This window comes from Formivibrio sp. oc-25 (assembly GCF_055810895.1).
The window spans coordinates 111,797-136,255 of record NZ_JBVVOL010000005.1 but is presented as its reverse complement, the minus strand read 5'-3'; the positions used below and the strand labels follow the sequence as shown (position 1 = coordinate 136,255).

Annotated in this window: 23 protein-coding genes; 20 read left to right on the top strand and 3 right to left on the bottom strand. The window is 56.2% G+C overall.

The window, feature by feature from the left end; genetic code table 11:
• Position 1 precedes the first annotated feature (1 nt).
• From trpB to AC0KVQ_RS05150, 10 genes are all read left to right on the top strand, one after another.
• Positions 2 to 1,207, top strand: coding sequence for a tryptophan synthase subunit beta (gene trpB, locus AC0KVQ_RS05195; protein WP_473420070.1), 1,206 nt, complete (start codon positions 2 to 4; stop codon positions 1,205 to 1,207).
• A gap of 48 nt (positions 1,208 to 1,255) precedes the next feature.
• Complete coding sequence (gene trpA / locus AC0KVQ_RS05190) at positions 1,256 to 2,059, top strand: tryptophan synthase subunit alpha (protein ID WP_473420069.1); 804 nt, start codon at positions 1,256 to 1,258, stop codon at positions 2,057 to 2,059.
• A gap of 21 nt (positions 2,060 to 2,080) precedes the next feature.
• A complete protein-coding gene (gene accD, locus AC0KVQ_RS05185) occupies positions 2,081 to 2,947 on the top strand; it encodes an acetyl-CoA carboxylase, carboxyltransferase subunit beta (RefSeq protein ID WP_473420068.1) in 867 nt (288 codons plus the stop codon).
• Positions 2,947 to 4,227, top strand: a complete 1,281-nt coding sequence (gene folC, locus AC0KVQ_RS05180) for a bifunctional tetrahydrofolate synthase/dihydrofolate synthase (protein ID WP_473420067.1) — start codon at positions 2,947 to 2,949, stop codon at positions 4,225 to 4,227. Before accD ends, folC begins: the two co-directional genes overlap by 1 nt.
• Positions 4,228 to 4,229: 2 nt before the next feature.
• On the top strand, positions 4,230 to 5,012 hold the full coding sequence (locus tag AC0KVQ_RS05175) for an SPOR domain-containing protein (RefSeq protein WP_473420066.1): 783 nt from the start codon (positions 4,230 to 4,232) through the stop codon (positions 5,010 to 5,012).
• A complete protein-coding gene (locus AC0KVQ_RS05170; protein WP_473420065.1) occupies positions 5,009 to 5,500 on the top strand; it encodes a CvpA family protein in 492 nt (163 codons plus the stop codon). Before AC0KVQ_RS05175 ends, AC0KVQ_RS05170 begins: the two co-directional genes overlap by 4 nt.
• A gap of 31 nt (positions 5,501 to 5,531) precedes the next feature.
• Positions 5,532 to 7,076 (top strand): amidophosphoribosyltransferase, encoded by a 1,545-nt coding sequence (gene purF, locus AC0KVQ_RS05165; protein ID WP_473420064.1) that lies wholly within the window; start codon positions 5,532 to 5,534, stop codon positions 7,074 to 7,076.
• Between the two features lie 219 nt (positions 7,077 to 7,295).
• A complete protein-coding gene (locus tag AC0KVQ_RS05160; RefSeq protein ID WP_473420063.1) occupies positions 7,296 to 8,987 on the top strand; it encodes a LytS/YhcK type 5TM receptor domain-containing protein in 1,692 nt (563 codons plus the stop codon).
• Entirely contained in the window at positions 8,981 to 9,697 is a 717-nt protein-coding gene (gene btsR / locus AC0KVQ_RS05155; RefSeq protein ID WP_473420061.1) for a two-component system response regulator BtsR, read from the top strand. The genes AC0KVQ_RS05160 and btsR overlap by 7 nt, the downstream gene beginning before the upstream one ends.
• 151 nt (positions 9,698 to 9,848) lie before the next feature.
• Positions 9,849 to 11,636: a carbon starvation CstA family protein gene (locus AC0KVQ_RS05150; RefSeq protein ID WP_473420060.1), complete on the top strand. Its 1,788-nt coding sequence runs from the start codon at positions 9,849 to 9,851 to the stop codon at positions 11,634 to 11,636.
• 110 nt (positions 11,637 to 11,746) lie between these two features.
• Here the strand turns inward: AC0KVQ_RS05150 and AC0KVQ_RS05145 are convergent, their stop codons facing one another.
• Positions 11,747 to 12,436 (bottom strand): ABC transporter ATP-binding protein, encoded by a 690-nt coding sequence (locus AC0KVQ_RS05145; RefSeq protein ID WP_473420059.1) that lies wholly within the window; start codon positions 12,434 to 12,436, stop codon positions 11,747 to 11,749.
• Positions 12,433 to 13,632, bottom strand: coding sequence for an efflux RND transporter periplasmic adaptor subunit (locus AC0KVQ_RS05140; protein ID WP_473420058.1), 1,200 nt, complete (start codon positions 13,630 to 13,632; stop codon positions 12,433 to 12,435). Before AC0KVQ_RS05140 ends, AC0KVQ_RS05145 begins: the two co-directional genes overlap by 4 nt.
• A gap of 108 nt (positions 13,633 to 13,740) precedes the next feature.
• Here AC0KVQ_RS05140 and AC0KVQ_RS05135 point away from each other — a divergent pair, with 108 nt between their 5' ends.
• The 5 genes from AC0KVQ_RS05135 (at position 13,741) to AC0KVQ_RS05115 (ending at position 18,998) form a co-directional block, all read left to right on the top strand.
• A complete protein-coding gene (locus AC0KVQ_RS05135; RefSeq protein WP_473420057.1) occupies positions 13,741 to 13,974 on the top strand; it encodes an exodeoxyribonuclease VII small subunit in 234 nt (77 codons plus the stop codon).
• On the top strand, positions 13,974 to 14,870 hold the full coding sequence (locus AC0KVQ_RS05130) for a polyprenyl synthetase family protein (protein ID WP_473420056.1): 897 nt from the start codon (positions 13,974 to 13,976) through the stop codon (positions 14,868 to 14,870). Before AC0KVQ_RS05135 ends, AC0KVQ_RS05130 begins: the two co-directional genes overlap by 1 nt.
• Positions 14,871 to 14,872: 2 nt before the next feature.
• A complete protein-coding gene (gene dxs, locus AC0KVQ_RS05125) occupies positions 14,873 to 16,720 on the top strand; it encodes a 1-deoxy-D-xylulose-5-phosphate synthase (RefSeq protein WP_473420055.1) in 1,848 nt (615 codons plus the stop codon).
• 377 nt (positions 16,721 to 17,097) lie between these two features.
• Positions 17,098 to 18,447 (top strand): prephenate-dependent tRNA uridine(34) hydroxylase TrhP, encoded by a 1,350-nt coding sequence (trhP, locus tag AC0KVQ_RS05120; RefSeq protein ID WP_473420054.1) that lies wholly within the window; start codon positions 17,098 to 17,100, stop codon positions 18,445 to 18,447.
• A gap of 44 nt (positions 18,448 to 18,491) precedes the next feature.
• Positions 18,492 to 18,998: a TIGR00645 family protein gene (locus AC0KVQ_RS05115; protein ID WP_473420053.1), complete on the top strand. Its 507-nt coding sequence runs from the start codon at positions 18,492 to 18,494 to the stop codon at positions 18,996 to 18,998.
• A gap of 53 nt (positions 18,999 to 19,051) precedes the next feature.
• Here AC0KVQ_RS05115 and AC0KVQ_RS05110 read toward each other — a convergent pair whose 3' ends face one another.
• Positions 19,052 to 19,741 carry a phosphoribosyltransferase family protein gene (locus AC0KVQ_RS05110; protein WP_473420052.1) on the bottom strand — a complete coding sequence of 230 codons (690 nt, stop codon included), beginning with the start codon at positions 19,739 to 19,741 and terminating at the stop codon, positions 19,052 to 19,054.
• Positions 19,742 to 19,794: 53 nt separating this feature from the next.
• On the opposite strand from AC0KVQ_RS05110, the gene bioB reads away from it, so the two are divergent.
• From bioB to AC0KVQ_RS05085, 5 genes are all read left to right on the top strand, one after another.
• Positions 19,795 to 20,787: a biotin synthase BioB gene (gene bioB, locus AC0KVQ_RS05105; RefSeq protein WP_473420051.1), complete on the top strand. Its 993-nt coding sequence runs from the start codon at positions 19,795 to 19,797 to the stop codon at positions 20,785 to 20,787.
• 109 nt (positions 20,788 to 20,896) lie between these two features.
• Complete coding sequence (locus tag AC0KVQ_RS05100) at positions 20,897 to 22,009, top strand: aromatic ring-hydroxylating oxygenase subunit alpha (protein ID WP_473420050.1); 1,113 nt, start codon at positions 20,897 to 20,899, stop codon at positions 22,007 to 22,009.
• Between the two features lie 73 nt (positions 22,010 to 22,082).
• On the top strand, positions 22,083 to 22,955 hold the full coding sequence (locus tag AC0KVQ_RS05095; RefSeq protein ID WP_473420049.1) for a DMT family transporter: 873 nt from the start codon (positions 22,083 to 22,085) through the stop codon (positions 22,953 to 22,955).
• Between the two features lie 90 nt (positions 22,956 to 23,045).
• Positions 23,046 to 23,789: a 5'/3'-nucleotidase SurE gene (surE, locus tag AC0KVQ_RS05090; RefSeq protein WP_473420048.1), complete on the top strand. Its 744-nt coding sequence runs from the start codon at positions 23,046 to 23,048 to the stop codon at positions 23,787 to 23,789.
• On the top strand, positions 23,774 to 24,445 hold the full coding sequence (locus tag AC0KVQ_RS05085; protein WP_473420047.1) for a protein-L-isoaspartate(D-aspartate) O-methyltransferase: 672 nt from the start codon (positions 23,774 to 23,776) through the stop codon (positions 24,443 to 24,445). Before surE ends, AC0KVQ_RS05085 begins: the two co-directional genes overlap by 16 nt.
• Positions 24,446 to 24,459 lie beyond the last annotated feature (14 nt).

The window sequence follows — 24,459 nt, the reverse complement described above, 5'->3', positions numbered from 1 at the left end:
CATGACCGAGTCTTATAACCAGCCTGATGCCCGCGGCCACTTTGGCCAGTTCGGTGGCATCTTTGTGGCCGAAACATTGATGACGGCTTTGGAGGAGTTGCGGATCGAGTATGAAAATGCCCGCAATGATCCGGCATTCATGGCCGAGTATTACAGTGATCTCAAGCATTATGTCGGACGTCCAAGCCCGCTCTACCATGCCAAGCGCTTGTCTGAAGAGTTGGGCGGTGCGCAAATCTATCTCAAGCGCGAAGACCTGAATCATACCGGCGCACACAAGGTCAACAATACGATCGGCCAGGCTCTGCTGGCCCGTCGCATGGGCAAGAAACGCGTGATCGCTGAGACTGGTGCTGGCCAGCATGGTGTTGCTTCGGCAACGGTAGCCGCCCGTTTCGGTCTGGAATGTGTGGTGTACATGGGGGCTGAAGATGTCAAACGTCAGGCTCCCAACGTGTATCGCATGAAATTGCTGGGTGCGACGGTTGTCCCGGTGGAATCCGGTTCAAAAACGCTCAAGGATGCCATGAATGAAGCCATGCGCGACTGGGTGACCAATATCGATAGTACCTATTACATCATCGGTACCGCCGCAGGTCCGCACCCTTATCCGATGCTGGTGCGCGATTTCCAGTGCATTGTTGGCGAGGAGTGCAAGCAGCAAGCGCTGGAACAGATCGGGCGTCAACCCGATGCCGTGCTGGCATGCGTGGGTGGTGGATCGAACGCCATCGGCATCTTCCATCCCTATATCGATGTGCCGGGCGTACGTCTCATTGGTGTCGAAGCGGGTGGTTTCGGTGTTGAGACCGGCAAGCATGCCGCGCCGCTGACCTCCAATGCCAAGCCCGGTATCCTGCATGGACAGTGTTCCAATCTGATGCAGGATGAAAATGGCCAGATCATTGAAACGCACTCGATTTCGGCAGGGCTGGATTATCCGGGCGTTGGCCCCGAGCATAGCTACCTGAAAGAAATCGGCCGGGCCGAATATGTCGCGGCCAACGATGATGAGGCTTTGATTGCGTTCCATGATCTTTGTCGTCTGGAAGGCATCATTCCTGCGCTGGAATCAAGCCATGCGTTGGCCTATGCCAAAAAATTGGCGAAAACCATGCGGCCAGACCAGGTGATCGTGGTGAATCTGTCCGGCCGTGGGGATAAGGATATTCCTACTGTGGCAAAGCTGGATGGCATCGAACTTTAACCAGCAGGCGCCGCAAGGCGCCTGTGCTGATATCTGACCGATAAAACTATGTCCCGTATCCAGACTACTTTTGCACGTTTGCAGGCTGCAGGCCGGCAAGCGTTGATTCCGTACATCACCGCAGGCGATCCTCGCCCCGGCATGACGGTTGAGCTGATGCACGCGCTTGTCAAGGGCGGTGCTGACATCATCGAACTGGGCGTGCCTTTTTCCGACCCAATGGCCGATGGCCCTGTTATCCAGCGTGCGGCCGAGCGTGCACTTGCGCACAAGGTGAGCTTGCGCAACGTGCTGGAGATGGTGGCTGAATTCCGTAAACAGGATGCCCAAACGCCCGTGGTATTGATGGGCTATGCCAACCCGGTCGAGGCAATGGGGTATCCGACGTTCGCTTCAGCTGCGGTTGCGGCCGGGGTTGATGGCGTGCTGACGGTTGACTTGCCGCCAGAAGAGGCGCACGAACGGGTGGCAGTGCTCAAGCAGCATGGCCTTGATCCGGTATTCCTGCTGGCGCCGACAACGCCTGCCAACCGTCTGGCGGCCGTGGCCAAAATGGCTTCTGGTTATGTTTACTATGTATCGCTCAAGGGTGTGACGGGTGCAGCATCACTGGATACAGCTAGCGTGGCGGCCAAGCTGGCTGAATTGCGCCAGTCCATTGATTTGCCAATCGGCGTCGGATTCGGTATTCGTGATGCTGATACGGCCAAAGCGATCGCACAAGTTGCTGATGCCATTATCATCGGCTCGCGCATCGTGCAGGAAGTCGAGACCGGCGAGGATGGTCTGTCCGAGCGGCTAATCACCTTCCTGTCCGGCATTCGCGCCGCCATCGATTCTGCCCGCGCTTGAAGTTATTGAGAGGTTTTACGCATGAGCTGGTTACAAAAATTACTGCCCCCGAAAATCAAGAGCCGTGATACTGCGGCCAAGTCAGGGGTGCCTGAAGGACTGTGGAGCAAGTGTCCGGCCTGTAGTGCGGTCCTGTATCGTACTGACCTGGAAAACAATCAGAATGTCTGCCCCAAGTGTAGTTACCACATAGCTGTTTCGGCGCGGCGCCGACTGGATATTCTGCTGGACCCGGAAGGACGCTTTGAAATCGGTACGGAAGTGAAGCCGATCGATATTCTCAAGTTCAAGGACAGTCGCAAATATCCGGATCGCTTGTCTGCTGCGCAAGCCGATACGAGCGAGGATGACGCGTTGGTCGTCATGCAGGGCGCGATTCTCAATGTGCCGTGTGTGGTTGCCGTATTCGAATTCAAGTTCATCGGTGGTTCGATGGGTTCCGTTGTCGGCGAACGCTTCGTGCGTGGTGTGCAAACGGCCATTGAGCAGAATATACCGTTCATCTGCGTGGCTGCATCTGGCGGGGCGCGCATGCAGGAAGGCCTGAACTCCTTGATGCAGATGGCCAAAACGTCGGCCATTCTGACGCGCCTGTCTGATAAACGTCTGCCCTTTATCTCGGTGTTGACGGACCCGACCATGGGTGGAGTTTCGGCATCCTTTGCTTTTCTGGGTGATGTCGTCATGGGCGAGCCGGGCGCCCTGATCGGGTTTGCCGGTCCGCGCGTGATTGAGCAGACCGTTCGCGAAACCTTGCCGGAAGGTTTCCAGCGCACAGAATTCCTGCTGGAAAAGGGGGCGATCGATATGATCGTCGACCGTCGCGAAATGCGCCGCAAACTTGCGCAACTGATGACCCTGTTTGGCAATTTGCCGGCTTTGAACTGATGCCACGGTTTGATGCTCAGTGCCTCGATGACTGGCTTGGCTATCTGGAGGCGCTGCACCCGGCAGCTATCGACATGGGTTTGACGCGTGTTGCCGCCGTGCGCGATGCCATGGGGCTCAACCCGTCATTTCCGGTACTGATCGTGGCGGGTACCAATGGCAAGGGGTCGGTGTGCGCGATGCTGTCGCATATCCTGCGTGCTGCCGGTTACCGGGTCGGGACCTATACCTCGCCGCACCTGCAGCATTATAACGAGCGTGTCATGCTTAACCTGACACCTGTGTCGGATCAGGTGCTGGTCGATGCCTTTCGTCAGGTCGAATCGGTGCGTGGCGAAACCACGCTGACCTATTTCGAGTTCGGCACGTTGGCGGCCATGCGTGTGTTTATCGATGCGGCGGTAGATGTCGCGGTGCTGGAAGTGGGCCTGGGTGGCCGGCTGGATGCAGTGAATGTGTTTGAGCCCGATGCTTCTGCCGTTGTCAGTGTTGGTCTGGATCATCAGGCTTTTCTGGGCGATACGCGCGAAGCCGTCGGCCATGAAAAGGCCGGTGTTTATCGTACCGGCAAGCCTGCCTTTTGTGCGGATCCCAATCCGCCGCAAAGCCTGCTTGATCATGCCGATGAGATCGGTGCTGATCTGCGTTTGATCGGGCGTGATTTCGGTTTCCAGAAACAAAACGAAGATCGTCAATGGATGGCCTGGAGCAAGGGAAGCATCCATCGGCATGCACTGCCGTTTCCGGCATTGCGTGGCGATTACCAGTTGGGTAATGCCGCACTGGTTCTGGCCATGCTGGATGTGATGCAGGAGCGACTGCCGGTTGGCCTGGGTGATATCAAGCGCGGTTTGCTCGAAGTCGAGTGGCTGGCACGCTTCCAGGTGTTGCCGGGGCGTCCGGTGACGGTATTGGATGTTGCCCATAATCCACATGCTGCGCGTGTACTCAGGGCCAGTCTGGATCAAATGGGTTTTTTCCCTGAGACCCATGCCGTGTTTGGCATGATGGCGGACAAGGATATTGCCGGTGTTGTGGCGTGCTTGGCAGATCGTGTCTCGGTCTGGCATGTCGCCGCACCCCAGTTGCCGCGTGCGGCAGATCCGCATGAGGTGGCGCAGATGATCAGACAGCAAGATGGTCAGGCAAAAGTGGATTGTCATGCGAGCGTCGCTGATGCGTGGCGCGAAGCCTGTAAGGGTGCAGGCGAAAATGATAGAATTCTGGCCTTTGGTTCTTTCTATACGGTTGCCGAAGTCATGGCAGCACGGGAAGCTTGAACATGACTGTATCCAACGTCAGCGAAGAACTCCTTTTTTTGCGCAAACGCGCGCGTCGTCGTCTGGTGGGTGCCGTGGCATTGGTGCTGTTTGCATTGGTCGTGTTGTGGACCGTGCTTGACAATACCCCGCCTGCCCAGCTCGCGACCGGGCAGACGATTGAAATTACCTCCAGCTCGCCCGCCTTGGCTTCCGTGTCTGCACCGGTGGTGGCAGTTGTAGAGGCGTCTTCTGCTTCCATGGTGGCAAGCGCTGTGGTTGCAACGAATCTTCCTGCTGCGCCTGCACAATCCGGCAGCTCGCCAGTCGTCGCCAGTTCTGCTGTTGCCAGTCCGGTTATGCCGGCTGCAAGTCAACCCCAGACAGTCGCCAAGGAAGCGGTAACTGTCGAAAGTGTTTTGCCGGGGAAATTGGTCAATCACCAGACACAAGTCAGTGTCGAAACCAAAAAACTGCCCAAGGTTTCCTCCAAGCCTGAACAGATCGCTGCGTCGAAGCCCAAATCTGATCCTCGCCGGATTTTGGAAGGGCTGGATAATGCCGAATCGGGTGCCGTACAGAAATATTTTCTGCAGGTTGGTGCCTTCGCCGATGCGGCCAAGGCCGCCCAGATTGTCACCAAACTCAAGGGGGCAGGATTGCCTGCCTATGCCGAAAAGGTCAATACAGCCAATGGACAGCTGACCCGTGTCCGTGTCGGACCTAGTACGAGCGAAGCGCGTGCCAATGAATGGCGCAAGAAATCCGAATCTGCAGGTGTGCCGGGTAAAGTTATCAGGCAATGACGATTTTTGATTATGTCGTGTTGACCATCATTGGTCTGTCTATCCTGCTGTCGGTGATGCGTGGTTTGATGCAGGAAGTGCTGGCACTGATGGCTTGGGTCTTGTCATTCTGGCTGGCCAGCAAGTATGCCGCAGAAGGAATGGCCTGGATGCCACAAGGTTTGCCAAGCGATAGCATGCGGTATATGGCGGCGTTCCTGGCCATTTTTTGTGCAGTATGGCTGGCATCAGCCATCGTGCGTATTACCTTGAACCAGTTTTTGAAAGTGAGCGGACTGAAGCCGCTGGATCGTGTTCTTGGTGCAGTTTTTGGAATGTCGCGAGGGGTGTTGCTGGTATTGATGCTGGTGCTTATCGCCGGCATGACCCATTTCCCGCAATCGGCGGACTGGCGCGATGCAATGTTCAGTCCCTTGTGTGAAGAGTTCGCCCTGCAGGCCAAACCATGGCTACCGGCAGAGCTTTCCAGCCGAATCCGTTTTGATTGATCTTGCTCAATTGCAATAAGGTAACAAATATATGTGTGGCATTCTTGGTGTGGTAGCGCAAACCCCGGTCAACCAGCTGCTCTATGACGGGCTGCTGATGTTGCAACATCGTGGCCAGGATGCCGCCGGTATCGTGACAGCAGAAGGACAAGTTCTGCACATGCATAAAGGGCAGGGGCTGGTGCGGGATGTTTTCCGTACACGCAACATGCGCTCGCTGATGGGTAATGCCGGCATTGGTCATGTTCGTTATCCGACTGCTGGTTCAGCTTCCAGTGTGGCTGAAGCCCAGCCGTTTTATGTCAACAGCCCGTTCGGCATCGTTCTGGCGCACAACGGCAACCTTACCAACGACAAGCAATTGAAAGACGAGATGTATCGCACGGATCTGCGACACATCAACACCAATTCGGACTCGGAAGCCCTGCTCAATGTATTTGCCCACGAGCTTTCACGCCGGACCAAAAATGCCCATCTCGATCCGGAAACGATTTTTGACGCAATCAGTGCGGTGCATCAGCGCGTAAAGGGCGCTTATGCCGTGGTTGCCATCATTGCCGGCTATGGCCTTGTGGCATTTCGCGACCCGTTCGGTATCCGTCCCTTGGTGATGGGTCGTCATGACACCCTGGCGGGATGCGAGTACCTGGTTTCGTCCGAATCGGTGGCGCTGGATACGCTGGGATTCAAGATGTGGCGTGATGTCGATCCAGGTGAGGCAGTTTTCATTTCCTTCGATGGCCAGTTCCATAGCCGTCAATGCCATCCAAGTCCAAAGCTGGTGCCCTGCATTTTTGAACACGTGTATTTTGCGCGCCCGGATACGGTGATCGATGGCATCTCGGTCTATGAAGCACGCATGAAAATGGGCGAACGCCTGGCTGACAAGGTCAAGCGCGTGGTGCCGGCAATGGATATCGACGTGGTGATTCCGATTCCGGATACCAGCCGTTCATCGGCCATGCAACTGGCCAACCGCCTCGGCGTTTCTTTCCGCGAAGGCTTTATCAAGAATCGCTATATTGGCCGCACCTTCATCATGCCGGGACAATCAACCCGCAAGAAATCGGTACGTCAGAAACTCAATCCGATCGGTGTCGAATTCAAGGGCAAGAGTGTGCTGCTGGTGGATGACTCCATCGTGCGTGGTACCACTTCCAAGGAAATCGTGATGATGGCGCGCGAGGCAGGTGCCACCAAGGTTTATATGGCATCCGCAGCACCGCCCGTGAAATTCCCGCATGTCTATGGTATTGACATGCCTACTCGCGCCGAATTGATTGCTACGGGTCGCAGCGATGATGATATTGCGCGTGAAATCGGTGCTGATGCCGTAATTTATCAGGATCTGGATGCGCTGATTGCCGCCTGTTCCGAAGCCAGCCAAGGCCGTATTACCGAGTTCGAGACATCCTGCTTTGATGGCAACTACATCACCGGTGATGTGACGGATGCCTATCTGGACGCGCTCGAAGCCAAGCGTATTTCGCCTTTGTCGAAGAAATACAAGGAAGGTGATGGTGATAGCCGAGTGCTGGATCTCAATATTGGTGTCGCAGAGCAGAACCTGATTTGATGGTTTGACTGTTAACATGAACGGGGGCACGCGCCCCCGTTTTGCACTGGAGGGATACGGTGAAAGAAGAAATCAACAACCTGCATCCCGTGATGATGACCTTGCACACAAACATGTTGTGTTGAATTAACGGAAACCCCGCCCAATCCACTGACCGATCTTGCCGATCTATCGCGCGGATTGGCATACATAAATTTCTGATACGAGGAAAGAACCAGCATGCATGTCGATACTTTCGTGTTGCTCTCCTCGCTGCTGCAGCAGATGTGCGTCTATCTGGTGATTGCCTATCTGTTCAGCAAAACCCCACTCTTCATGCCCCTGATGCAGGTGACCGTGCGTTTGCCGCACAAGGTGCTGTGTTACCTGATGTTTTCCGGCTTCTGCATCATGGGCACCTATTTCGGCCTGCAGATCGAAGGGGCCATTGCCAATACGCGTGCCATCGGCGCCGTGATGGGCGGCATCCTCGGCGGGCCGGTCGTAGGTTTTTTTGTCGGTCTGACTGGCGGATTGCATCGCTATTCGCTCGGCGGCTTCACCGATGTGGCCTGTGCCATCTCCACCACGGTGGAAGGCTTGATGGGTGGGCTGGCGCATCGCTGGCTTTTGCAGCGTCATCGTACCGATATCCTGTTCAATCCAGCTTTGGTCTTTGGCGTGACCTTGCTGGCCGAAATTGCGCAGATGCTGATCATTCTTGCCGTGGCACGGCCTTATGATCAGGCCGCCAAGCTGGTCGCACAGATCGCCTTGCCCATGGTCGTGACCAATGCCGTTGGCGCTGCTGCGTTCATGCGCCTGATTCTGGATCGCAAGGCGATGATGGAGAAATATTCGATCGCTTTTTCAGCCAAGGCGTTATCGATTGCCGCGCGCACATCGGGCTTGCTCCGGCATGGTTTGGAACCGGAAAACTGCGCCAAGGTGGCACATATCGTGCGCGAAGAAACCGGTGTAGGCGCAGTGGCGATCACGGATTGCGACAAGCTGGTGGCGTTTACCGGTGTAGGGGCCGATCATCATCTGCCGGGTACGCCCATCGTTTCCCCGCATACCCGGCAAGCCATTGCACGTAATGAAGTGGTTTATGCCGACGGCAATGAAGTCCCTTACCAGTGCTCGATTTCGCCTGATTGCAAGCTGGGCTCATCCTTGGTGATTCCACTGCAGGATGAAGATAGTCGCGTGATCGGAACAATCAAACTGTATGAACCCAAACGCAAACTGTTTTCCCGCATCAACCGTACCCTGGGTGAGGGGATCGCCCGATTGCTATCCAACCAGATCCTGGCGGGCAAGCTCGAAGAACAGAAACAATTGCTGGCGCAATCGGAAATCAAGCTGTTGCAGGCACAGATCAATCCGCATTTCCTGTTTAATGCCCTGAATACACTGTCGGCGGTGATTCGCAAGGATCCGGAGCGCGCCCGACAACTGGTGCAGTATCTCTCCACTTTTTTCCGCAAGAGCCTCAAGCGTCCAAGTGGCGAAGTCAGCCTCAAGGACGAGATCGAACATGTGGATGCTTATCTGCAGATCGAGTTGGCGCGCTTTGCCGGGCATCTGAACGTGCAGATGCATGTGCCCGACGAGCTCCTGGGCGTACGTCTGCCGGCATTCACTTTGCAGCCGATCGTGGAGAATGCCATCAAATATGGAATTTCGCAGTTGCTGGAGCCGGGCCATGTGCATATCGGTGCGGCACGAGAAGGCAATGATCTCTGTCTCTGGGTGGAGGACGATGCCGGCTTGTACCAGCCGAGAGAAGCCAGTGATGGCCTGGGTATGAATCTGGTGGATAGACGCATCAAGATTCGCTATGGCGATATCTATGGTTTGCAGGTGGATTGCAAACCGGATTTGTATACCCGCGTGACGATTCGCTTGCCGATGGAGGAAGCATGCTGAAAGTGCTGATCGTGGATGATGAAGCGCCAGCGCGCGAAGAGTTGCGTGCACTGCTGGAAGTCGAGACGGATATCGAGATTGTCGGTGAGAGTGCCAATGCTATCGATGCGATGGCGGCAATCAATCGATTACATCCGGATGTGGTGTTTCTGGATATCCAGATGCCGCGTGTCAGTGGCTTGGAAATGTTGGGCATGCTGGATAAACACCGCATGCCCAAGATCGTGTTTGTCACGGCTTACGATGAGTATGCACTTAGTGCTTTCGAGGAGCATGCTAGCGACTATCTGCTCAAGCCGGTCGAACCGTCTCGTCTGGCCAGTACGCTATCCTGGTTGCGATCAGGCAAGGATCAGCCGGAGCACCACGAGTTGGCGCTGCCGGCGCAGATTTTGCAGATACCCTGTTATGCACGCAATCGCATTCAACTCCTGCGCCTGGACGATGTCGAATACATCCACAGCAGTTTGACCGGTGTGCAAGTGATGTGTGCAGAGCAAAGCGGTATTACCGAGTTGACACTCAAAACGCTTGAGGAAAAAACGCCACTGCTGCGTTGTCATCGGCAATATCTTGTCAATCCTATGAATATTGCCGAAATCATCATGCAGGAAAATGGGTCTGCTGAAATTATTACTCGTTCCGGCAAGCATGTGCCGGTGAGTAGACGGCATTTGCGTGATCTGAAAGATCATCTGCTCATTCCCTGAACCGTTTAATCCTCGTTCCCTACCGCTTAATCCGTTAAGACACCGCTCGCCAAAACGCACTCGCTTGTAAGCACGATCAGCATAAAGTGCAGATCAGGAAAGCCGCCTGCTTGGGTTTTCCGATCATTCCAAACTGAGGAGGAGAGGTGTCATGAATGCATTGACATTGATCGTCGCGACCAGTTGTATCCTGATATTGGCATATCGGTTTTACGGTGGCTTTATCGCGGCTAAGGTGTTGGCGCTGGATTCTGGCCGGTCAACCCCGGCACATGAATTCAACAACGGCAAGGATTACCTGCCGATGAACAAATGGGTGGCATTCGGCCACCACTTCGCCGCGATTGCTGCGGCAGGCCCGCTTGTCGGTCCGATCCTGGCTGCGCAGTTCGGGTTTCTGCCGGGCACGATCTGGTTGCTGGTTGGCGCGGTGATCGGTGGGGCCGTGCATGACATGGTGATCCTGTTCGCCTCCGTACGCCACAAAGGGCAATCACTCTCGGAAATCGCCAAGGCGGAAATCGGGCCGGTCGCAGGTATCGCTGTCGGGCTTGCGATTCTGTTCACCATCACGATTACCATGGCAGGCTTGTCGCTGGTTGTGGTGCACGCGCTGAAGAACAATCCGTGGGGCACTTTCACGGTGGGTATGACCATTCCGATTGCCATGATTGTTGGTCTGATCATCAAGGCACGCCCGGACAAACTCACCCATGCAACCGTGCTGGGCATGTTTCTGATTTTGCTTGCGGTGGCTTTCGGCCCCTATGTCAAGGGTACCTGGATTGGCGATTTGTTTACGCTGAGCGAAACCGGTGTCAAGCTGGCATTGCCGATCTATGCCTTCTTCGCAGCTGCGCTGCCGGTCTGGTTCCTGCTGGCCCCGCGTGACTATCTGTCTTCTTACATGAAGATCGGTACCATCGGTGCTCTGGCGCTTGGCATCGTCATTGTGAATCCGGTATTGCACATGCCTGCAGTGACTGAATTCATCGCTGGTGGTGGCCCGATCATCAAGGGACCAGTTTGGCCATTCGTTTCGATCACCATTGCCTGCGGTGCCATCTCCGGCTTCCATGCCCTGATCGGTTCGGGTACAACGCCCAAAATGATCAACAACGAAAAGGATATCTTGCTGGTTGGTTTCGGCGGCATGCTGGTAGAAACTTTTGTGGCCATGATGGCGCTGATCGCCGCCTGTGTGTTGCATCCGGGTGACTATTTCGCCATCAACTCGGCACCGGCTGTGTTCCAGAAGCTGAACATGACCGTGGTGGATCTGCCGATGTTGTCGCAATTGGTTGGCATGGATCTGGCTGGCCGTACCGGTGGGGCAGTTTCCCTGGCCGTGGGCATGGCCTCTATTTTCTCCAGCTTGCCGGGCATGGATCATTTGTTGTCCTACTGGTACAACTTCGCGATTCTGTTTGAAGCGGTGTTTATCCTGACCGCTATCGATGCCGGAACCCGCGTGGCGCGTTATATCGTTCAGGACTTCTTTGGAAATGCTTTCCCGAAGCTGAAGGATAATAACTGGAAACCTGGCGTGATCGGTGTCAGTGTGCTGGTCTGTTATCTCTGGGGCTACCTGTTGTACGGAGGAGACATTGCAACCGTTTGGCCGTTGTTTGGTGTGTCGAACCAGTTGCTGGCTTCGATTGCCCTGGCAATCGGTACCAGCCTGATCCTGCGTCGCAGCAACAACGTCTGGTACGGTCTGGTTACTGCGGTGCCGATGTTCTACCTGTTCTGCTCGGTAATGACCGCAGGCTATTGGATGATCGTGAACCAGTATTTGCCGGCACATAATTATCTGAACATCACGCTGTCATCGATCATGATGAGCTTGTCGGTGATCGTGATGATCGATGCTGGTATCAAGTGGAGCCGCATTATCCGAGGGGTCCAGGCAGGACGCGCTGTGACACAGCAAGCCTAGCAAGAACAGCGCAAAGCATCTGGCAGAATCAATTTGACCAACTCGAGCCAGGCCTGCGGGCCTGGCTTTTTTGCATGTCACGAATTGAAGGGGGATCAGCTGCGCTTCGGTCAGCGCATGCAGGCGATCTCGGACAATTCTCCCTTGTCCAGATGCCGGATGATCCGCGCGCAATCGGCGGCTTTCTGATCGTGTGTGACCATAACGATGGTCTTGCCCAACTCCTGATTCAGGCGAGTCAGCAATTGCAGGACATCCTCGCCGGATTTCTTGTCGAGGTCACCGGTCGGTTCATCGGCGACGATCAGTGCCGGATCGGCGACGATGGCCCTGGCAATGGCAACCCGCTGCTGCTGGCCACCGGACAATTCGCTCGGTAGATGGCTGATGCGATCGGACAAACCCACCAGATCAAGTGCCAACAGCGCACGTTCGCGCCGTTCACGCCGGGATAGCGGGGTAAGCAGCAGTGGCAATTCGACGTTTTCCTGTGCAGTCAGAACCGGCATCAGATTGTAAAACTGGAAGATGAAACCGATGTTTTCCGCGCGCCAGGCCGCCAGCTCCCGTTCTCGCAGCTGCACGATATCGACATCGTTGATGATGATCTGGCCCGAGGTCGGCTTGTCGATACCCGCAATCAAATTGAGCAGCGTGGATTTGCCCGAGCCCGATGGCCCCATCAATGCCAGGAAATCCCCCTCGGTGATATCGAAACTGATCTGCGAAAGTACGTCGAGAATCTCATCGCCACGCTGGTAGCTTTTGCAGAGGTTATGCACGCTAACCGCGATGCTCATCGTTTTTTCTCCACGACGCGCATGCCGCTAGCCAGATTGGCCGGTGGCTGGAGTACAACGGTTTCGCCGTTTTGCAGGCCGGAACGTATTTCGGTCAGATCGCCCAGTTTGTTGCCGGATTCGATCTGGCGTTGCTGGGCTGTACCTTGTGCATCGAGTACGAAAACATGACCATTGCGAATGGCCTCAGTCTGGACCGCGAGGCGTGGTCGGCGTTCATCTGGCATCAGCGGACGATTCAGAAAGGCCACTTTTGCGCTCATGTCCGGCAGCACGCGTGGATCATGTTCTTCAAAGCGGATCTTGAATTTGACGGTAGCCTTGCTGCGATCCACCGTGGGTACGATACGATGCACGCGTCCCAACAGGCGGATGTCGGGCAGGGCATCGAGCTGGATTTCGCAAGGCTGATCCAGGTGCGCCATGGCCAGGCTGGTTTCGGAAACATCGGCCTCAACTTCAAGCGTGGCCATGTCCGCCAGAGTGACCACGGCGCCTTTCGAATCGGCGCTGGTACTGAACGGGGCTACGATATCTCCGACATTGGCCTGTTTGGTCAATACCACGCCAGAAAACGGGGCGCGGATGAAGGTGTTGTCGAGTGCCGCCTCGGCACTGCGTACTGCGGCTTGCATCATGGTCACGGTTGCGGCCTGTGCGGCGACGGCTGAAACGGACTGCAGGTGGCGGCTTTGGGCTGTATCGACTGCGGCGGGCGAGACAAACCCCTGTGCTGCCAACTGCTGTTGCCGTTTGAAGTTGAGCGCAGCATCCAGCTGATCCGCTTGCAATTGCTGTTGCCGGGCCTTGGCCACTTCGACATTGGCACGTGCCTGCGCCAGTTGTGCCTGCATGTCGCTGTTTTCCAGCCTGGCGATGATGTCGCCGGCTTTGACCTGGCTGCCTTCCCGTGCCCCCAGCCATTCCAGACGGCCGGTACCCTTGGTCGCAACGGCAGCCTTGCGGTCGGCAGTAACGTAACCGGTGGCATTCAATACGGTGATGGCTTGCGCTGGCCAGGCCTGCGTAACACGTGCGGTTTCAACTTCAATCGGGCGCCGGTTCAACAAGACGGAAGCTGTCGCCAGCGTGATCAAAACAAGGAGAAAAAGCAGCGTACGCTTGAGCCAGGGCTTGCGCTGTGCTGGCAGGGTGTCATGCCGTGCTATTTTGAGCTGGTTCAGTGGGGCAGCCATTACGCTTGAGCCTCGCGGTATACTGCTTTGATTCTAGCGCAGGTATGCCATTGACGTTCCCCGGCGTGGCGGCTATCTTGCTGCGTTTTGATCAAGGAGCGCGGGTATATGGCCAAAACAGCCAAATTGCCGGATACCTTCGAAGCTGGGCTCTCGGAACTGGAAAGCCTGATTGCTGCGATGGAAAGTGGCAGCGCGCCACTGGAAGAGGCTTTGACCAAGTACCAGCGTGGGGTTGAATTGCTGCGTTTTTGTGAAGCCAAGCTTGCCGATGCCGAGCAGCGGATTCGTATCCTTGAAGGCGGCGAGCTGAAACCATTTGACCCCGAAGAGAGGGCTTGATGACTACTCCTGATTTCAAGGCCTGGACCCGATCGGTGCAGGATCGCATGGAGGCCACGCTGGGGCAGGTATTGCCCAAGGCCGACCATTTGCCCGCAAAGCTGCACGAGGCCATGCGCTACGCCGTGCTCGATGGCGGCAAGCGGGTGCGGCCCTTGCTGGTGTTTGCCGCTGGCGACATCGTGCAGGCACCTATTGAACGCTTGCAGTATGCGGCCTGTGCTGTGGAAATGATCCATGCCTATTCGCTGGTGCATGACGATATGCCGGCCATGGATAACGATGTATTGCGTCGCGGCAAGCCGACCGTGCATGTGGCCTATGGTGAAGCCACTGCGTTGCTGGCGGGCGATGCGCTGCAGACTGCTGCGTTTGATGTATTGTCGGCGCATGACCTGTGCGATCAGCCGAGTGATCAGTTGCGCTTGATCAATGTTCTGGCGCGTGCATCCGGCAGCGCCGGCATGTGTGGCGGGCAGGGTGTCGATCTATACAGCGTCGGACAAAGCATTTCCCTGCCAGAGCTGGAAATGATGCATATCCTGAAAACAGGCGCCCTGATCCGTGCTTCGGTATTGATGGGGTCGTTCTGCGGCCAACCACTGAATGAGGACGAACGCAACCGTTTGGATCATTTTGCCAAATGCATCGGGCTTGCATTCCAGGTGGTGGACGATATTCTTGATTGCGAGGCTGATTCGGCTACGCTGGGCAAGACGGCGGGCAAGGATGTGGCCAACAACAAACCGACCTATGTTTCGCATCTTGGCCTGGCAGAAGCCCGCCGCCGGGCAGATAGCCTGAAGGCCGATGCGCTGGAATCGCTGGCGCCGTTCGGTGCGCGAGCACAACGACTGAAGGAAATCGCGGACTTCATTGTGGAGCGCCGCAATTGACCATGAAATATCCCTTGCTCGATACCGTCAATAGCCCGGCGGACCTGAAACAGCTGGAGCGACGGCAATTGCCCGAGCTCGCACAGGAGCTGCGCGACTATCTGCTGGCAACGGTGAGCCAAACCGGTGGCCATTTCGCTTCCAATCTTGGTGCGATCGAGCTGACCATCGCCCTGCATTATGTCTTCGACACCCCCAGAGACAAGCTGATCTGGGATGTCGGCCATCAGAGCTATCCGCACAAGATACTGACTGGCCGCCGCGAGCGTATGGATACGATGCGCAAGAAGGGGGGGCTGGCCGGTTTCCCCAAGCGCGACGAGAGTCTCTATGATGCTTTCGGCGTGGGGCACTCCAGTACCTCGATCAGCGCAGCGCATGGCATGGCCGAGGCATTCAAACTGAAGGGCGAGCCACATCGTGCAATCGCAGTCATTGGCGATGGTGCCATGACCGCGGGCCAGGCATTTGAAGGGCTCAACAATGCCGGCGATGCCGATGCCGATGTGCTGGTGATCCTCAACGATAACGAGATGTCGATTTCGCCCAATGTCGGCGCCTTGAGCAATTATCTGGCGAAGATACTATCGAGTGATTTCTACAATTCGGTGCGCAAATCCGGCAGTTCGATGCTCGATGCCATTCCGCCGATTCGCGAGCTGGCACGGCGTACCGAGGAGCATGTCAAGGGCATGCTGACGCCGGGCGCATTATTCGAAGAGTTCGGCTTCAATTATATCGGTCCGATCGATGGCCATGACCTCGATATCCTGGTGAGCACGCTCGCCAATATCAAGAAGCTCAAAGGGCCGCAGTTCCTGCATGTGGTAACGCGCAAGGGCGAAGGTTACAAGCTCGCTGTGGCCGATCCCACCAAATACCATGCGGTCACCCCGTTCCAGCCGGAAAACGGCATGGAAAGCAAGGCGGGCAAGCTCACCTTTACCAAGGTGTTCGGCGACTGGCTGTGTGACATGGCGGCCAAGGATCGCCGTCTGGTGGGCGTCACGCCCGCCATGCGCGAGGGCTCGGGCATGGTGCGTTTTGCCGAGACCTTTCCGCAGCGTTATTTTGATGCCGGTATCGCCGAGCAGCATGCCGTGACTTTCGCGGCTGGCCTGGCCTGCGAAGGTTGCAAGCCGGTGGTGGCGATCTATTCCACCTTTTTGCAGCGAGCCTATGATCAGTTGATCCACGATGTGGCACTGCAGAATCTGCCAGTAATGTTTGCCATTGATCGCGGAGGACTGGTCGGTGCGGATGGGCCGACGCATGCCGGTGCCTATGACCTTTCCTTCCTGCGCTGCATCCCGAATATGGCGGTATTGACGCCGTCCGACGAAAATGAATGTCGTCAGATGCTGTACACCGCGTTTCTGCATGACGGACCCACGGCCGTACGTTATCCGCGCGGCGGTGGTTCAGGCACGCTGCCGGAGGATTGCATGCAGGCCCTGCCGTTCGGCAGGGGCGAGATTCGTCGCCAGGGGCAGGGTGGGGCGATGCTTGTATTTGGCACACCGCTGGCCGCAGCGCTGAAGGCTGCCGAGGCGCTGGACCTGACTGTTGCCAACATGCGTTTTGTGAAGCCGCTTGATGAAGCCTTGGTGGTGGAGCTGGCGCAGCAGCATGATTGGCTGGTCACCGTGGAAGAAAATGCCGTGATGGGGGGCGCAGGATCTGCGGTGCTGGAATGCCTGGCTGCCAAGGGCATTGCCAAGCCGGTATTGCAGATCGGTTTGCCGGATCGTTTTGTCGAGCATGGCGAACAAGCCGAGCTGTGGTCGGAGTGCGGTCTGGATGCTGCCGGGATCGAATCGGCGATTCGGGCACGTTTCAGGCCGAGCTAACGATCTGCAGTGACAACGAAAGCCGCGATGAATCATTCGCGGCTTTCGTTTTTTGGTGGCTTCACGTTGTTCTGAAAATCCTGCCATCAGGCGGCAGATACCGCCGCACCGACTTATCCCGATTTTATGGGTATGGCTGTGTGAGTCAGTTGTGGACAAGTGTGGCAAGTCATTGTGGCTGCACAATAAAATCTGGCTGATCAAAAAAGCGTCAATTGAATTGGCCTTTCCACATTCTGCGGGAATAGTTGTGTGAGCGAGCTGTGGGTAAGTGGTGCAAGCCATTGTCTGGAAAGGGTTATTCTTGCACTGCTTAAATATTCAGCAGGCGGGAAACCTGCTAGAATGCGCCGCCTCGCTCTCTGGATTGCCCTGAAATGACCCGTTCCACCCCTGAATTGCTCCTGCCTGCCGGCACGCTCGACAAAATGCGCGCCGCCTATGATTTTGGCGCCGATGCCGTCTATGCCGGCCAGCCGCGCTACAGCCTGCGTGCGCGCAACAACGAATTCAAGCTGGAGCAGTTGCAGGCCGGTATCGAAGAAGCGCATACGCGCGGCAAGCTGTTTTACGTCGCGTCCAATCTGCTGCCGCACAACGCCAAGGTCAAGACCTATCTGGCGGACATGGCGCCAGTGATTGCCATGCGGCCGGACGCACTGATCATGGCTGACCCGGGCTTGATCATGATGGTGCGCGAAAAATGGCCCGAGATGCCGATTCATCTCTCGGTGCAGGCCAATACGGTGAACTATGCCGGCGTGAAGTTCTGGCAGAAGCTGGGGGTAAGTCGCATCATCCTCTCGCGCGAACTGTCGATCGACGAGATCGCCGAGATCCGGCAGGAGTGCCCGGATATCGAGATCGAGGTGTTCGTGCATGGCGCGCTATGCATTGCCTATTCCGGCCGTTGCCTGCTCTCGGGTTATTTCAATCATCGCGATCCGAACCAGGGTACCTGCACCAATGCCTGCCGCTGGGATTACAAGGTTCACCATGCAGAGGAAGATGAGGCGGGCCAGGCCCAGGTGATCCAGTTCGACTTCAACAAGGCGATGGAAGAGAGCAACCAGCAATTCGCCGCTTGCGGCGGGGCCGAACGCCATCCGCTGGCTGACCGTACCTATCTGATCGAAGATACCAGTCGTCCGGGTGAGCTGATGCCGATCCTGGAAGACGAGCACGGTACCTACATCATGAATTCAAAAGACCTGCGCGCCATTCAGCATGTAGAAAAGCTGGCGCAGATCGGTGTGGACTCGCTGAAGATCGAAGGTCGTACCAAGTCGCTCTATTACGTGGCGCGTACCGCCCAGGCGTATCGCAGAGCGATTGATGATGCGGTGGCAGGGCGTCCATTCGATCCGACCTTGCTGGCTGATCTGGATGGCCTGGCCAATCGTGGCTATACCGAAGGCTTCCTGCAACGCCACAGTACGCACGAATACCAGAATTACCTGGAAGGTCATTCCATCGCCAAGCGTAGCCAGTTTGTCGGTGAGGTGATCAGGGTCGCGGATGGCTGGGCAGAAATCGATGTGAAAAATCGCTTTGCCGTGGGCGACAGGCTTGAAATCATCCATCCGAGCGGCAATGTGATCGTTGAGTTGAAGGAAATGCGTGGACGCGACGGCGTGGCAACCGACGTGGCTGCGGGTAATGGTGTACCGGCTGCCATTCCGCTGGATGCGCGTTTTGACAAGGCGCTGATTGCCCGTCTGTTCTGACGCTTCCTTTCCGGTTTGCCAATATAAAAACGATGGAGATTCGCATGGAACGCTTGATTGAAAAAATGCTGTACGGTGGCCGCTGGTTGCTGGCGCCGATATTCCTGGCCATGAACCTGGCCTTGCTGGCGCTGGGTGTGAAGTTTTTTGTCGAGGTCATTCACTTGCTCGGCAGCATGTTCACCATGCCGGAAACGGACATGATTTTGGTCATTTTGACCCTGATCGATATGGCGCTGGTCGGTAGCCTGATCGTGATGGTGATGATCAGCGGCTACGAGAATTCCGTATCTCAACTGGAGCTGGAAGAGGGAACGGAAAAATTGCGCTGGCTGGGCAAGCTTGATGCCAGTTCGCTCAAGAACAAGGTGGCTGCCTCGATCGTGGCAATCTCCTCGATCCACCTGCTCAAAGTGTTCATGAACGCGCGCAGTATCGAAAACGACAAGATCATGTGGTATGTCATCCTGCACATGACCTTTGTTGTCTCGGCTTTCATCATGGCCTCGCTCGACAAACTGGGTAAAGCCAGCCCTTCCGAGCATCATTGATCTTCTCGTGATTGCCACGGGGCATTTCTCTGTCCTGTGGTGATTGCCTCGCTTCAAGGTGTTCGGGCCAACACCCAGGCATCCACCCGCCTTGCGCCAGCTTTTTTCAATGCACGTGCTGCGGCATCGAGGCTGGCACCGGTGGTCATCACATCATCTATCAGCACAATATGCCGGTCGCGAGCTTCTTCTGTTGCATGGAAGGCGCCGCGCATATTGCGGTGCCGGGCCTTTTCGGACAATCGCGCCTGATGCTCGGTATCGCGGCTGCGCTGCAAAACATGATTGGCAAGCGGTATGTGCAATTTTTCTGCCAACGGTGCCGCAATTTCATGCGCCTGATTGAATCCGCGCTCCTGCAGGCGTCGCGGGTGCAGCGGCAAGGCAACGAGGCAGTCCGGTCGCGGCAGATCATCGACCTTTTGCCGCAACAATTCTGCCAGTGCCGGTAACAGCGACCATCGGGCGCCAAATTTGGCTGATGGAATCAACTCGGCCAGGCTATCGCAATACAGGAAAGCCGCGGTGACATGATCGAAGGCCGGTGGGCTTTTCAGGCACTGTCCGCACAACTTGCCATCCAGTGTCGGTATTGCACAGCATGGACAGTGCTGATCGGGCAACCAGGGTAGTTGGGCCTGACAGGAAGGGCAAAATGCCAGATGCTGGCTATCGCCTGCGCAGAGTTGGCAGATGGCCGGAGGTGTTAAGTTGTTCAGAAAATTTATTAAAAAATTTGACAATTGCTGACTCCGCTTACACAATCCGTGCAGATCAATAGTGCAGGATAGCTCAAGTGAATCAGCCGCAGCCCATTTCCATCAAGCGCAAGACGCCGCATCCGCAATCCGGACAATGGAGCCGCGAAGAGATCGCCGAGCTCTATGATATGTCGTTCAACGATTTGCTGTTTGCGGCACAGCAGGTGCATCGCGAGCATTTCGATGCGAACAAGGTGCAGCTGTCGACCTTGCTGTCGATCAAGACCGGAGGCTGCTCCGAGGATTGCGGTTACTGCTCGCAATCGCATCACCATGAAGGTGCCAAGGCCAAGCTGGAAGGGCTGGAAATGCTGAGCGTACCCGAGGTGCTGGCATCTGCCAGAGTGGCCAAGGAAAACGGTGCATCACGCTTTTGCATGGGGGCGGCCTGGCGTGGGCCGAAGAAACGCCATCTGGATGAGTTGAAACAGATGGTTGCAGGCGTCAAGGCGCTGGGCATGGAGACCTGTGCCACGCTCGGTATCCTGCTCGATGGTCAGGCGGAAGAGCTGAAAGATGCGGGGCTGGATTATTACAACCATAACCTCGATACCTCACCGGAAAAATACGGCGATATTGTCAGTACCCACAGCTATGACGATCGTCTCGATACCCTTGGGAAAGTACGCAAGGCTGGCCTGAGCGTCTGCTGTGGCGGGATCATTGGCATGGGTGAGGCACGCACAGACCGCGTTGGCCTGATCCAGCAACTGGCCAATCTGTCACCGCAGCCGGAATCCGTGCCCATCAACAGTCTGGTACCGATCGAAGGCACCCCGCTGGAAAATGTCGAGGCACTGGATTGGACCGAGTTTGTGCGCACGATTGCGGTAACGCGCATCACCATGCCCACGTCGTTCGTGCGCTTGTCCGCCGGACGCGGCGAGATGCCAGAGTCCGTGCAGGCATTGTGTTTCCTTGCCGGCGCCAATTCGATCTTTTATGGCGACAAGCTGCTGACCACGGGCAATCCGGAGGTAGAGCGGGATAAGGCATTGTTTGCCAAGCTGGATTTGCAGCCGTTGTGATGATCAAAACCGGGGTTCTCTCCGGTTTTTTGTTTTCTTGCTTGCCCCGCTTCGTTGCATCGCCCAGAATCCCAGTCCGGTCGTTTATTACCCGATTAGCGCTTGAATCATGAAGCAACCATTCAATCCGGGAGATGCAAATCCCGATTACACCATGCAATTGCCGGTTACTGCCTACTTTGATGAAGATGTGTATCGCGCGGAGCAGGAGAAGCTGTTTGCACGCGGGCCGCGTTATCTCGGCCATGAGCTGATGGTGCCGGTGCCGGGGGATTTTCATGTGCTGGAAGTGAGCAATGGCGCGCGCTATCTCAAGCATGCACCCGATGGCGTGCATGTGTTTTCCAATGTGTGCCGCCATCGCCAGGCCATCATGCTGGAAGGTCGTGGCAATGAAAAAAATACGGTGTGCCCGCTGCACCGCTGGGCTTACGATGCGCACGGCAAGCTGCTTGGCGCACCGCGCTTCAAGGAAAATCCCTGCCTGCATCTGCCGGAAACGCCCATCTCGCAGTGGAATGGCCTGCTGTTTGAATCTGGGCGGGATATCGAAGCCGATCTGAAAGACCTCGGCGTGGCCAAGGATCTCGATTTTGCCGATTACCGATTCCACAGCGTCGAAGTGGAGCACTACCAAGGCAACTGGAAAACCTTTATCGAGGTCTATCTGGAGGATTATCACGTCGATCCTTTCCATCCGGGGCTTGGGCACTTTGTGGATTGCCGCAATCTGGCCTGGCAGTTCGGTGATTGGTACTCGGTGCAGACGGTCGGCCTGAATCGCGAACTGACTAGGCCTGGCAGTGATGTCTATGCCAAATGGCACGAGGCAGTGCTGGCGCGTTATGGCCAGAATCTGCCTAAATATGGTGCGATCTGGCTGACTTACTATCCGAATATCATGGTGGAGTGGTATCCGCATACGCTGGTCATTTCCACCGTCGTTCCGGATGGGGTGCGCAGCTACCGCAATATCATCGAGTTTTACTACCCGCGTGCCATTCTGGATGAATTTTCGGATTTCATCGCCACCGAGCAGGCGGCATACCGCGAAACCGCAGTCGAAGATGCCGATATCATTCGGCGAATGGAAGCAGGTCGTGCCGCCTTACATGCGGCCGGCCGCAATGAGGTCGGCCCCTACCAGAGCCCGATGGAGGACGGCATGCGGCATTTTCACCAATTCCTGCGCCGAGAATTGGGTGAATGCCTATCAAGGTAAGTGCGATAATCGCTGACAATAAATCAGGTACTGGCGGCAATGTGGCCGCCAGTTGTTTTTAAGGATGTGATTAATGTTTGCCCGTCTGCGCGATTCCGGCCCGTTCTGGATGGTGGTTTCCTGTTTCAGCTTTTCCACGATGGGCGTGTTCGTCAAGCTGGGCAGTGATAGCTTCACCACGGCAGAGTTGATGTTTTACCGGGCCTTGATTGCCATGCTGGTATTGCTGGTGATCGTGCGCCCCAGGCCGCAAGCGTTGCTGGTTACCGGGCCGATCCTGAAGCTGCATTTTTCGCGCAGCATGTGTGGTGCCATTTCCATGATGGCTGGCACCTATGCCATGGCGCATTTGCCGCTGCCAACCGCCGTGACCCTCCAAAATACCGCACCTTTGTTCCTGATGCTGCTGTTTGCCGTGCTGCACCGGGCTTTGCCGCAACGTATCCAGGGTATCTCGATTGCACTTGGGTTCACTGGCGTGGTCTTGTTGCTGCGCCCGACCTTGAGTTCCGATTCCTGGTTCGCCGGGGCGATGGGGCTGATGTCTGGCCTGTTTACTGCCGGTTCGATGTTCAATATGCGGGAGCTGGGCAAGGTGGGTGAGCCGGAATGGCGAACCGTATTTTTCTTCTTGCTGTTGAGTACGATCCTGTCTGGCGTCTGGATGCTGGCGCAGCCGCATGCACTGGCATCGCTGAACTGGATCAACATCGGCATCATCCTGGCGATGGGGGTGGGGGCAAGCGCCGGCCAAATGACGATGACGCGTGCCTATAGCAAGGGCAAATCCCTGGTGGTTGCCAGCCTGCAATATCTGACTGTGGCATTCACGTCGGTGTACGGCGTGCTGATCTGGGACCACGCATTGCCGTTGCTCAGCTATGCCGCCATGGCACTGATTGCAAGCGCCGGCATTCTCTCGGCCTTCAAACCAGGACGAAATTGACACAATGCAGCCAGGATGGGCTCATCAAAATAGATGAAGGATGCGCGGCTGGGATAAAATCTTTGTCTTGTGCTAACTAGGGCATTCAGCATGCGCTTCCTGATCAGCAATGACGATGGCTATTTTGCACCCGGTATCGCGGCACTTGCCCTGGCGCTGGGTGACGAAGGCGAAGTACTGGTTTGTGCGCCGGAGCGCGACCGTAGTGGTGCCAGCAACTCGCTCACGCTTGACCGTCCGCTGAGTGTGCGTACCGCACCCAATGGTTATCTGTTTGTCAACGGGACGCCGACAGATTGCGTGCATCTTGCGGCAACCGGGCTGATGACCAATCCGCCGGATATGGTCGTCAGTGGCATCAATCATGGTGCCAATATGGGCGATGACACCATTTATTCCGGCACTGTGGCCGCCGCGACCGAAGGTTTTCTGCTTGGCGTGCCGGCCCTGGCGATTTCACTCGCATCGCGTACCCCGCAACATTTTGAGACGGCGGCCAGGGTGGCTCGCGATCTCATACGTAATTTCAAGAATAACCCGTTTCAGAATCCAATCCTGCTCAATGTCAATGTGCCGGATTTGCCCTATGAGCAAATCAAGGGAATGCGGGTCACGCGCCTTGGTCGTCGTCACAAGTCATCGCCGGTGGTACGCAGCGAAAATCCGCGCGGTGATACGATCTGGTGGGTCGGGGCTGCCGGCGCAGCTGCCGATATGGGTGAAGAAACGGATTTTCACGCGGTGGCACATGGTTATGTATCCATCACCCCGCTATCGATTGACCTAACGGCTTATCCTCAACAGGAGCTGGTCTCTTCATGGCTATCCGACTGAATCCGGATCATCTGGGCGGTATTGGCATGACCTCGGCCCGGACGCGTACGCGTCTGGTTGAACGATTGCGAAGTCAGGGGGTCAAGGATGAGGTGGTGCTTGCCGTGATGGGGCAAGTTCCGCGCCATGTCTTTGTGGATCAGGCACTGGCGCATAAAGCCTATGATGATACTTCGCTGCCGATCGGGCTCGGTCAGACCATCTCCCAGCCTTATATCGTGGCCCGCATGAGCGAGTTGGCCAATGCTGTCGCCCGGCATGAACGGGTTCTCGAAATCGGCACGGGTTGCGGTTATCAAACCACGATTCTTGCGCAATTGTTCAAGACGGTTTACTCAGTCGAGCGAATCGGTGGTTTGTACCGGGTAGCAAGGGATCGGCTCTCTGCGCTGGGTGTGCATAATGCCCGCCTGCGGCATATGGATGGCAGTCATGGATTGCCGGAGGGTGCGCCGTATGATGCCATTGTCATTACTGCGGCTTCTCCCATAACTCCGCGCGATATGCTGCCGCAATTGGCGCCCGGTGGCAGATTGATCTTTCCCGTCGGGCAGGATGACCAGGAGCTGCGCATGATCGAAGCGACCGAGGATGGTTTCGAGGAAAGCCGTCTGGAGAAGGTGAAGTTTGTTCCATTATTACCTGGCATCTCGTGAAGATGCCATGCAGG